The organism is Actinomadura parmotrematis (assembly GCF_019458805.1).
In the GTDB taxonomy this organism is placed as follows: Bacteria; Actinomycetota; Actinomycetes; order Streptosporangiales; family Streptosporangiaceae; genus Spirillospora; species Spirillospora parmotrematis.
This window is the reverse complement of the sequence record NZ_JAIBOA010000003.1, coordinates 453638-463388: the sequence shown is the minus strand read 5'-3', so window position 1 is coordinate 463388 and position 9751 is coordinate 453638. Positions and strand designations below refer to the sequence as shown.

Annotated in this window: 9 protein-coding genes; 7 read left to right on the top strand and 2 right to left on the bottom strand. The window is 74.3% G+C overall.

Features of this window, described 5'->3' with window-relative positions:
- Positions 1-588: 588 nt before the first annotated feature.
- On the bottom strand, positions 589-3246 hold the full coding sequence (alaS, locus tag K1Y72_RS07260) for an alanine--tRNA ligase (protein WP_220164453.1): 2658 nt from the start codon (positions 3244-3246) through the stop codon (positions 589-591).
- Between the two features lie 124 nt (positions 3247-3370).
- On the opposite strand from alaS, the gene K1Y72_RS07255 reads away from it, so the two are divergent.
- The 7 genes from K1Y72_RS07255 to K1Y72_RS36010 all read left to right on the top strand — a co-directional run bounded on the left by K1Y72_RS07255 (position 3371) and on the right by K1Y72_RS36010 (position 9307).
- The gene (locus tag K1Y72_RS07255; protein ID WP_220164451.1) at positions 3371-3778 is read left to right on the top strand and encodes a pyridoxamine 5'-phosphate oxidase family protein; all 408 of its coding nucleotides are present in this window, start codon (positions 3371-3373) and stop codon (positions 3776-3778) included.
- Positions 3771-4961 carry a precorrin-6y C5,15-methyltransferase (decarboxylating) subunit CbiE gene (gene cbiE / locus K1Y72_RS07250; RefSeq protein ID WP_220164449.1) on the top strand — a complete coding sequence of 397 codons (1191 nt, stop codon included), beginning with the start codon at positions 3771-3773 and terminating at the stop codon, positions 4959-4961. The genes K1Y72_RS07255 and cbiE overlap by 8 nt, the downstream gene beginning before the upstream one ends.
- Positions 4958-5719, top strand: a complete 762-nt coding sequence (cobM, locus tag K1Y72_RS07245; RefSeq protein ID WP_220164447.1) for a precorrin-4 C(11)-methyltransferase — start codon at positions 4958-4960, stop codon at positions 5717-5719. Before cbiE ends, cobM begins: the two co-directional genes overlap by 4 nt.
- 82 nt (positions 5720-5801) lie before the next feature.
- A complete protein-coding gene (locus K1Y72_RS07240; protein WP_220164445.1) occupies positions 5802-6839 on the top strand; it encodes a hypothetical protein in 1038 nt (345 codons plus the stop codon).
- Between the two features lie 84 nt (positions 6840-6923).
- On the top strand, positions 6924-7418 hold the full coding sequence (locus K1Y72_RS07235; protein WP_220164443.1) for a peptidylprolyl isomerase: 495 nt from the start codon (positions 6924-6926) through the stop codon (positions 7416-7418).
- Positions 7419-7488: 70 nt separating this feature from the next.
- Entirely contained in the window at positions 7489-7851 is a 363-nt protein-coding gene (locus tag K1Y72_RS07230) for a hypothetical protein (RefSeq protein ID WP_220164441.1), read from the top strand.
- 25 nt (positions 7852-7876) lie between these two features.
- Entirely contained in the window at positions 7877-9307 is a 1431-nt protein-coding gene (locus K1Y72_RS36010; protein ID WP_258572005.1) for a hypothetical protein, read from the top strand.
- Here K1Y72_RS36010 and K1Y72_RS07220 read toward each other — a convergent pair.
- A complete protein-coding gene (locus K1Y72_RS07220; protein WP_220164439.1) occupies positions 9304-9714 on the bottom strand; it encodes a nuclear transport factor 2 family protein in 411 nt (136 codons plus the stop codon). The genes K1Y72_RS36010 and K1Y72_RS07220 overlap by 4 nt on opposite strands.
- Between the last annotated feature and the right edge of the window lie 37 nt (positions 9715-9751).

Here is a 9751-nt window from a genome sequence, read left to right as displayed (position 1 = left end):
TTGGCCGTGTGCGGGCCGGACGCGTGCGAGCCGGGCGCGTGCGAGTTGGCCGTGTGCGGGCCGGTCGTGTGCGAGCCGGGCGCGTGCGAGTTGGCCGTGTGCGGGCCGGTCGTGTGCGAGCCGGGGGTGCGGGGAGCGGATACGCAGGGGCCGAGGGTGCGGGGGCCGGACGAGCGGGGGCCGGACTCGCGGAGGCCCGGCGCGTAAGGGTCGGGTACGTAGGGTCCGGGTGCGGGCGGGGCCGTCGCGTACGGATCCGTCGTGTGCGGGGTCGGCTCGGGTGGGGGTTGCGTCTCGGTGGAAGGGTGGTGGGGGGTCGCGGGGTGCTGGGCCGGGTCGGCCCAGGTGATGATGGGTTGCGGACGGGTCGGGAACGTGGACCGGGGGTCCTGTATCAGCGTGCCCTGTTTCATTCTGCCGATCTCCCCCTCGCCTCACCGGACGGCATCAGCGGCGGTCTCCGAACTCACAGAATGTAACCACCCGCCGTGTGCTGCCCGGCCCCCTGGAACGCAAAGGGCGGGCACCGGTTTCCCGGTGCCCGCCCTGAAGGATCTCAAGGAAGGGTCTGCGGTCCGTCCGCCCCGATCAGCCGAGCCGGGAGGGGATGAGGGCCGCCACGCGGTCCAGCGCGGCGGCGGCGTCCGCCGGGGCCTTGCCCTGCGCCATCTCGGGGCTGCCGCCGCCCTTGCCCTCCAGCGCGGAGCGCACGAGGTCGGCGGCGGACAGGCCGCGCTCGCGCGCCGCCGGGTTGGTGGTGACGACGAAACCGGACGTGCCGACGACCGCGATGACGGCGGGGCGGCCGCCCGGGACGCCGTCGCGGATGCGGCTGGCGAGCCCGCGGGCGTCACCGTCCGTGGTCGTGGCGATGTAGGCGATGCCGTCGATGTCGCGGGCGTCCTCGGCGAGCTTGCCGGCCTGCCCGGCGGTGATCTCGTCGCGGAGCCGCTGCGCCTCCCGCTCGGCCTTCTTGGCGCGCTCGACGAGCGCGGTGATGCGGGCGGGCAGCTCGTCGCGGGGCGCGTTGAGCTGCTCGGCGATCTGGCTGACGAGGTCGCGCTCGCGGGCCAGGTAGCGGAAGCCCTCCAGGCCGGTGACGGCCTCGACGCGGCGGTGCCCCGCGCCGACCGAGGACTCGCCGGTGATCGCGACGGAGCCGATCTGCGAGGAGTGCGCGACGTGCGTGCCGCCGCACAGCTCCCGCGACCAGGCGCCGCCGATCTCAACGACGCGGACGTTCTCGTCGTAGGTCTCGCCGAACAGGGCGAGCGCGCCGATGTCGCGGGCCTCGGGCAGCGGCATGTAGCGGACGTCGACGGGCAGGTCGCGGCGGACCGCGACGTTGGCGGCCTCCTCGACCTCGCTGCGGGTCTCGGGCGACAGCGCGCCGCGCCAGGCGAAGTCCAGGCGCAGGTAGCCGGGCCGGTTGTAGGAGCCGGACTGGAGCGCCGCCGGGCCGAGCACCTCGCGGAGCGCGGCGTGCACGACGTGGGTGCCGGAGTGGGCCTGCCGGGCGCCGGTGCGCCACTCGTGGTCGACGCGGGCGTGCACGGGCTGGCCGACGCCGAGCTCGCCGCCGGTGACGCGGACCTGGTGGACGACGAGGCCCTTGACGGGCCGCTGCACGTCCAGCACCTCGGCGGTGACGCTCGGCGCGGTGATCTCGCCGGCGTCGCTGTCCTGGCCGCCGGACTCGGCGTAGAAGGGGGTGCGGTCCAGCACGACCTGGACGATCTCGCCGTCGCGGGCGGCGTTCACCGGCCCGCCGTCCCGGAAGATCGCCAGGACGGTGGAGTCGGTCTCCAGGGTCTCGTAGGCGAGCCAGTCGGTGGGGCCGTTGGCGTCGAGGACCGAGCGGAACAGGCCGGTGTCGGCGTGGCCGGTCTTCTTGGCCTGGGAGTCGGCCTTGGCGCGGCGCTTCTGCTCGCTCATCAGCTCGCGGAAGCCGTCGACGTCGACGTCGAGGCCGCGCTCGCCGGCGATCTCGACGGTGAGGTCGATGGGGAAGCCGTAGGTGTCGTGGAGCTGGAAGGCGGTGGACGCCGCGAGGCTGCCGCCCTCGCCGGCCCGGAGGGTGGTGTCGAGCGCCTGGTCGAGGATCTGGCTGCCCTGGCGCAGGGTGGTGCGGAACGCCTCCTCCTCGCCGTAGGCGTAGGAGGAGATCCGCTCGAAGTCGCGGGCGACCTCGGGGTAGGACGGCGCCATCGCGTCGCGGGCGACGGGCAGCAGCTCGGGCAGCACCGGCGCGTCGTAGCCGAGCAGCCGCATCGCGCGCACCGAGCGGCGCAGGATGCGGCGCAGCACGTAGCCGCGGCCCTCGTTGGCGGGCGTCACGCCGTCGCTGATCAGCATGAGGGCGGTGCGGACGTGGTCGGCGACGACGCGCAGGCGGACGTCGTCGGGGTGCGACTCGGCGGCGGACTGCCCCGAGTGCTCGCCGTAGATCTTGCCGGTGAGGCGGGCCGCGGCGTTCAGGATGGGCCGGGTCTCGTCGATCTCGTAGAGGTTGTCGACGCCCTGCAGGATCGCCGCCATGCGCTCCAGGCCCATGCCGGTGTCGATGTTCTTGGCGGGCAGCTCGCCGAGGATCGGGAAGTCGGCCTTGCCGGTGCCCTCGCCCCGCTCGTACTGCATGAAGACGAGGTTCCAGACCTCCATGTAGCGGTCCTCGTCGACCTCGGGGCCGCCCTCGCGGCCGTAGGCCGGGCCGCGGTCGTAGAAGATCTCCGAGCAGGGGCCGCAGGGGCCGGGGACGCCCATCGACCAGTAATTGTCGGCCATGCCGCGGCGGACGATGCGCTCCTCGGGGACGCCGATCACGTCGCGCCAGAGGCCGTACGCCTCGTCGTCGTCGAGATAGACCGTCGCCCAGAGGCGCTGCGGGTCCAGGCCGTAGCCGCCGGCGTCCTGGGACCGGGTGAGCAGGTCCCAGGCGAACCGGATCGCGTCCTCCTTGAAGTAGTCCCCGAAGGAGAAGTTGCCGTTCATCTGGAAGAACGTGCCGTGCCGGGTGGTCTTGCCGACCTCGTCGATGTCGAGGGTGCGGATGCACTTCTGGACGCTGGTGGCGCGCTTGTAGGGGGCGCTGACCTGGCCGAGCATGTAGGGCTTGAACGGCACCATGCCGGCGTTGACGAACAGCAGCGTCGGGTCGTCGGCGGGCAGGGGCGCGCTGGCGACCACCGTGTGGCCGCGCTCCTCGAAGTGCGCCAGGAAACGCCGCTTGACCTCTGCCGTACGCACGACGCGTACCCCCTCTTGACCCCGCTGAGCTGCCGCGAACCGTTCGCCCTTCCATGGTATCGGTGTCCACCACCGCTTTTCGGGTCTGCGATCCTGCTGTGGATAACTCCGGAGAGAGGGCGATATGCAGCGACCGGAACGGGTGGACCACCGGCTCCCCGTCGACGACGAGCGGCTCGCGGCGTTCTGGCGGGAGCGGCACCTCTGCCTGCTCACCACGCTCCGCCCGGACGGCACCCCGCACGTGGTGCCGGTGGGCGCGACCCTCGACCCGGCCGCCGGCGTCGCCCGGGTGATCACCTCGCGCGGCACGGTGAAGGCGCGGAACGCCGCGGCGGGCGGCCCGGTCGCGGTGGCGCAGGTGGACGGGCGCCGCTGGGCGTCGCTGGAGGGCCGGGCGCGGGTGCTGGACGACCCGGCGGCCGTCGCGGACGCCGAGCGCCGCTACGCCGAGCGGTACCGCGAGCCGCGCCCGAACCCCGAGCGCGTCGTCATCGAGATCACGATCGACCGGGTCATCGGCAGTGTCTGACGCCCCGCCCGCAGCAGGGCCGGTCACCGTCGTCGGGATCGGCGCGGACGGCTGGCCCGGCCTCGCCGGGACCGGCCGGGACGCGCTGCGCTCCGCCGAGGTGATCTTCGGCGGGCGGCGGCAGCTCGGCCTGCTGCCGCCGGAGGTGCCCGGGGAGCGGGCGCCGTGGCCGTCGCCGATGCTGCCCGCCCTGCCGGCGCTGTTCGCCGCCCACCGGGACCGGCGCGTCGCGGTGCTGGCGAGCGGCGATCCGCTGTTCTTCGGGATCGGCGGGACGCTCGTCCGGCTGCTCGGCGCGGACCGCGTCCGCGTGCTGCCGCACCCGTCCTCGGCGTCGCTGGCCTGCGCCCGCCTCGGCTGGCCGCTGGAGGACACCGCGATCGTCAGCGCCGTCGGGCGGCCGCCCGAGGCGCTGCGCGCGGCCCTCGCGCCCGGCCGCCGCATCCTGGTGCTGAGCGCGGACGCCTCGACGCCCGCGCGCGTCGCGGACCTGGCGGGCGACGGCGCCGAGCTGACGCTGCTGGAGAGGCTCGGCGCGGCCGACGAGCGGGTCGGACCGCTGCGCGCCGACCCCGATCCGCTCAACATCGTCGCGGTGCGCTGCGGCCCGGACGCGGGCCTGCCCGCCGTCCCCGGCCTGCCCGACGAGGTCTACGGCAGCGACGGGCAGCTCACCAAGCGGGAGATCCGCGCGGTCACGCTGGCGGCGCTCGGGCCGCGCCCCGGCGAGCTGCTGTGGGACGTCGGCGGCGGCGCGGGCAGCATCGGCATCGAGTGGATGCGGGCGCACCCGTCCTGCCGCGCGGTCGCCGTCGAGGCGGTCCCGGCGCGGGCCGAGCGGATCGGGCTGAACGCCGCCGCGCTCGGCGTTCCCGGCCTGGAGGTCGTGCGCGGCCGCGCGCCGGAGGCCCTCGAAGGGCTGCCGGCGCCGGACGCGGTCTTCGTCGGGGGCGGCGTCACCGCCCCCGGCCTGGTGGACGCCTGCTGGGACGCGCTGCGGCCCGGCGGGCGGCTGGTGGCGAACGCCGTCACGGTCGAGTCCGAGCAGGCCGTCGCGGCCGCCCGGGACCGGCTCGGCGGCGACCTCGCCCGCATTGCGATCAACCGTGCGGCGCCGGTCGGCGGGTTCACGGGATGGAGGGCGATGATGCCGGTGACCCAGTGGACGGCGGTCCGCCCGTGACGGTGCACTTCATCGGCGCCGGGCCCGGCGCCGCCGACCTGATCACGGTGCGCGGCCGCGACCTCATCGCGGCCAGCCCGGTCTGCCTGTACGCGGGCAGCCTCGTGCCCGCCGAGGTGCTGTCCTGGTGCCCGCCCGGCGCCGCGCTGGTCGACACCGCGAACATGGTGCTGGACGACATCGTCGCCGCCATGGTGGAGGCGCACCGGGCCGGGCAGGACGTGGCGCGCCTGCACTCCGGCGACCCGTCCGTATTCAGCGCGATGGCCGAGCAGATGCGGCGCCTGGACGCGGCGGGCGTCCCCTACCGCGTGACTCCCGGCGTCCCCGCCTTCGCGGCCGCCGCCGCAGCGCTGTCGCGGGAACTGACGGTCCCCGAAGTCGGCCAGACGGTCATCCTGACGCGGACGGCGGCGCGCGCGACCGCGATGCCTCCCGGCGAGGACCTCGCGACGCTCGGCGCGAGCCGCGCCACGATGGTGCTGCACCTCGCCGTCCAGCGCATCGGCGAGGTGGTGGACGAGCTCGTCCCCCACTACGGCGCGGACTGCCCGGCGGCCGTCGTCGCCTACGCGAGCCGTCCCGACGAGGTGGTGCTGCGCGGCACCCTCGCCGATATCGCCGCACAGGTGCGCGCGGCGGGGATCCGCCGTACCGCCGTCATCATCGTCGGGGCGGTGCTGGGGGCGTCCGGGTTCACCGACAGCCACCTGTACTCGGCGGCCCGCTGCCGAGAGGACGCCGCGCCGCCCGCGTAACTCGGTAGCCGTCACCGATGTGCCCCCGGCGGCCGGTTCCGAGACTGGGACCACAGCACACCGACCAGAACGGGGGCACACCATGACGGTCACCGAGACCACCGTCCCGCCCGAGGCCATCGAGCACCTGCGCGAGGTCCAGGCGGCGCAGGACCGCGCGGACGCCGAGCGGACCGCGAAGGCCGGCGCGCTCGTCGCCGCGCGCTTCGCGGCCGAGCGGCGCCACATCGTCCCGCCCGAGATCGACGCCGCGCTCGCCGAGAGCGCGGCCGCGCGGCGGCTGCCCGAGGACGCGCCGATCGAGGACCGGCTCGCCCGGTACGCGGCGCAGCGCGCCCGCGCCGCCGAGCTCGGCGTCGACCTCGTCGCGCTCGACCGGCTCCGCGCGGCGTTCGCCGCCGAGGCCGAGCGGGCCGCCGCGCCGCAGACGGCGGGGGCGCTCGACCTGGCCCGGCGGCCGGGCGAGCGCCGCGCGCCCGTCCCGAGCGACGCCAAGGTCGACTACAACGGCAGCTGGGATCCGGGGCCGACCTGGTACTCGACGGACCAGAGCAACTTCTCGGTCTGGAACGCCGACACCTACTTCGACACCGTGACCAACCGCGCCGGCAACCACATCCAGTTCCGGCAGCGCGCGACCGACGACAACGACTCGTGCGCGATGAGCTGGCGGAACGGCTACATGGTGCTGTACACGCCGCCCGCCCTGCGCAACCTGATCATCGACGTGGACCTCGTCCCGCAGATCAGCCGGTTCTTCGTCGACACCGACAACGAGCCGGGTAGCTCGGCGTGCAACGTGCAGCTCCACCAGCTCCTGCACGTGGAGGTCTACAGCTCGTGGGCGGACGCGGTCCCCCAGGAGACCACCGCGGGGATCCTGAGCAGCACCGGCACGTCCAACCCCGAGGCGTGGATCGACTCCGAGGCGTTCCCGCCGTGGTCGCTGTGGACGGGCACCGTCACCACCCAGCGGTCCTACCCGCCCGGCCACACGCTGGCGATCTTCGTGGCGATCCGCAACCAGGCGTCCGGGATCAAGCTGGACGACACCCGCCTCACCGCGGGCGTGAACGCCGCCTGGTACATGGACGCCATCAACGTCCGCCCGACCTTCTGAGCCGCGGCGCCGGAGGAACGGCCTGCCATGCCCGCGACGAGGGGGAACCGGGGGACCGCTCGCCGGGCATGGCAGGATCGACGCATGGCATCCAACGTCTACTTCGACATCACGATCGACGGCGAGCCGGCCGGGCGGATCGAGTTCGCCCTGTACGACGACGTCGTCCCGAAGACGGCGCGGAACTTCCGCGAGCTCGCCACCGGCGAGCACGGCTTCGGCTTCGCCGGCTCCCCCTTCCACCGGGTCATCCCCGAGTTCATGCTCCAGGGCGGCGACTTCACCCGGGGCAACGGCACCGGCGGCAAGAGCATCTACGGCGAGAAGTTCGCCGACGAGAACTTCACCCTGAAGCACGACCGCGCGAACCTGCTGTCCATGGCCAACGCCGGTCCGAACACCAACGGGTCGCAGTTCTTCGTCACCACCGTCCCGACCCCGTGGCTCGACGGCAAGCACGTCGTGTTCGGCGAGGTCGTGAAGGGCGCCGACCTGGTCAAGAAGATCGAGTCGCACGGCTCGCGGTCCGGCCAGACCGACGTCGAGATCGTCGTCTCGGCCTCCGGCATCGTCGAGTAACCCGCTCCAGCGCCGTGCGGTGCCCGCTCCGGGCACCGCACGGCGGGGCGACCCCCCTAAGATCACGCGGGTGACGGCGCATCGCTGGCTCCTCCCCTTCCTCGCCCTGATCGCGGTCCTGCTCGCGTGCCTCGCGGTCGTGGACCGCGGCGTGTGGGGCGTCTGGTCGCCGCTGTCGGCGCCCGAGCATTTCCAGTACTGCGGCGCGCGCTACTACCGCGACGACGAAACGCAGCCCGGTGTGACTCACGTCGTGACCCGCGCCGAGGCCGAGCGCGACGGCCGCCTCACCGAGGTCGCCACCGTCGGCCCGCGCCGCTGGAAGCTCTACCGGGCGGGCTCGTGGCCCTGCCCCGAGCCCGACGAGCACGTCCACGAGACCTACCTCGGCCTCGGCGGCGGCCGGTACCTGGTCATGTCCGACGCCAACTGACGCCGCGTTCCGTACCATCCCGGACATGGAGATCCCCGGCCTGTCCCCCGCCGAGCGGCGCGTCCTGCGGGCCTTCCCCAGCGGCGCGTACGTCGACTTCCGGGTGGCCGGGGACGCCGCGGACGCCGGCGCGGGGCCCGAGCGGACGCTGCGGGCGTCCGTGCTGCGCCGCGTCCTGCTCGCCGGGACCGCCGACGACGGCGAGGTCGCGGCGCTCCGGGTGCTCGGCGCCCGCGTCAGCGGCGCGCTGGACCTGCGGTACGCGCGGATCGAGCATCCGGTCGTGCTGGCCGACTGCCACTTCGACGAGCCGCCCGCCCTCTACGGCGCGCGGCTGCGGCAGCTCAACCTCAGCCGGTCGACGCTGCCGGAGCTGCCCGCCGCGACCCTCCAGGTGGAGGGCGTCCTGCGGCTCACCGACTGCACTGTGGCGGGCGCGGTGACTCTTGGCGGCGCCAAACTCGGCAACGCGCTGTTCTGCGAGCGCGCCGACATCGGCTCGCTGAGGCTCGACCAGGCGTTCATCGACGACGACGTGTGCGCGCAGGGCCTCGTCACGCATGGCGAGCTGCACATGGACGGCGCGACGGTGAGCGGTGAGATCGACCTGCGGGACGCGGTGCTGACCGCCCCGGGGCAGTGCGCGCTGACCGCCGAGAACATCGGCGTCGGCGCCAACCTGCGCGCCGAGGGGGCCCGGATCACCGGCCGGGTCGAGCTGCGCGGCGCCCGCGTCCCGGGCCAGGTCGGGTTCGCGGGGGCCCGGCTGAGCAACCCCGGCGGCGTCGCGCTGCGCGCCAGCAGCAGCACTATCGGCGAGCTGTGGCTCCGGCCCGCCGAGCGGATCGAGGGCGTCGTCAACCTGCGCCGGGCGCGCATCGAGGTGCTGAACGCGCGTCCGGACGCCTGGCCCGAGACCGTGCGGCTGGACGGCCTGGAGTACACGTCGCTGAACCCGCGGCTGCCCGCGGACGAGCGGCTCGCGCTGCTGCGGCGCGACGAGGAGGGCCACGTCCCGCACGCCTACGAGCAGCTCGCCGCGTCCTACCGGCGGGTGGGCGACGACGCGGCGGCGCGCGCCGTCCAGCTCGCCAGGCAGCGCCGGCATCGCGCGACGCTGCCGTGGTACGCGCGGATCTGGGGCCTGCTGCAGGACGTCACCGTCGGCTACGGCTTCCGGCCGCTGCGCGCGGCGGCCTGGCTGATCGCGCTGCTCGCGGCGGGCACGGCGGTCTACGCGCTGCACCATCCGGCGCCGCTGAAGCCGGGCGAGGCGCCCTACTTCAGCGCGTTCTTCTACACCCTGGACCTGCTGCTGCCGATCATCGACCTCGGGCAGCAGGGCGCGTTCAAGCCGCACGGCGGCTACCAGCTCCTGTCGTACGTGCTGATCCTGGCGGGCTGGATCCTCGCGACGACGACGCTCACCGGCATCACCCGTGCCCTGTCCCGCTAGGCGTCCCGCGCGGCCTCGGCCCCGGCGGCCTCGGCGGCGATCCGGTCGAAGCGGGCGCCCATGGCCTCGGCGAGGGCCTGCGCGCCCGACAGCGGCCGGACCATGACCATGAGGTCGTCGACCAGGCCGTCGGGGCGGGTGTGCAGGAAGTCGCAGCCGGTGATCTCCTTGCCGCCGACGCGGGCGGTGAAGACCAGCGCGTGGTCGGCGGCGCCGTCCGCGCCGATCTCCCGGACGTAGCGGAAGTCCTCGAACACCTCGATGACGTGGCGCAGGATCGCGGCGGTGATCGGCTTGCCCGGGTAGGGCTTGAACGCGACCGGGCTGGTGAAGACGACGTCGTCGGCGAGCAGCGCCTCCAGCGCGGCGGTGTCGCGGGCCTCGACGGCCTTGCGGAACGGGTGCATGACCCACCTCGATACTCAATTAGTTGACTATGTATCG

What these genes read in the sequence shown, in the direction of transcription:
- K1Y72_RS07255 (WP_220164451.1), top strand. Translation starts at nt 3,371, where the DNA reads ATGCAGCGACCGGAACGGGTGGACCACCGGCTCCCCGTCGACGACGAG.
- K1Y72_RS07240 (WP_220164445.1), top strand. Translation starts at nt 5,802, where the DNA reads ATGACGGTCACCGAGACCACCGTCCCGCCCGAGGCCATCGAGCACCTG.
- K1Y72_RS07235 (WP_220164443.1), top strand. Translation starts at nt 6,924, where the DNA reads ATGGCATCCAACGTCTACTTCGACATCACGATCGACGGCGAGCCGGCC.
- K1Y72_RS36010 (WP_258572005.1), top strand. Translation starts at nt 7,877, where the DNA reads ATGGAGATCCCCGGCCTGTCCCCCGCCGAGCGGCGCGTCCTGCGGGCC.
- K1Y72_RS07220 (WP_220164439.1), bottom strand. Translation starts at nt 9,714, where the DNA reads ATGCACCCGTTCCGCAAGGCCGTCGAGGCCCGCGACACCGCCGCGCTG.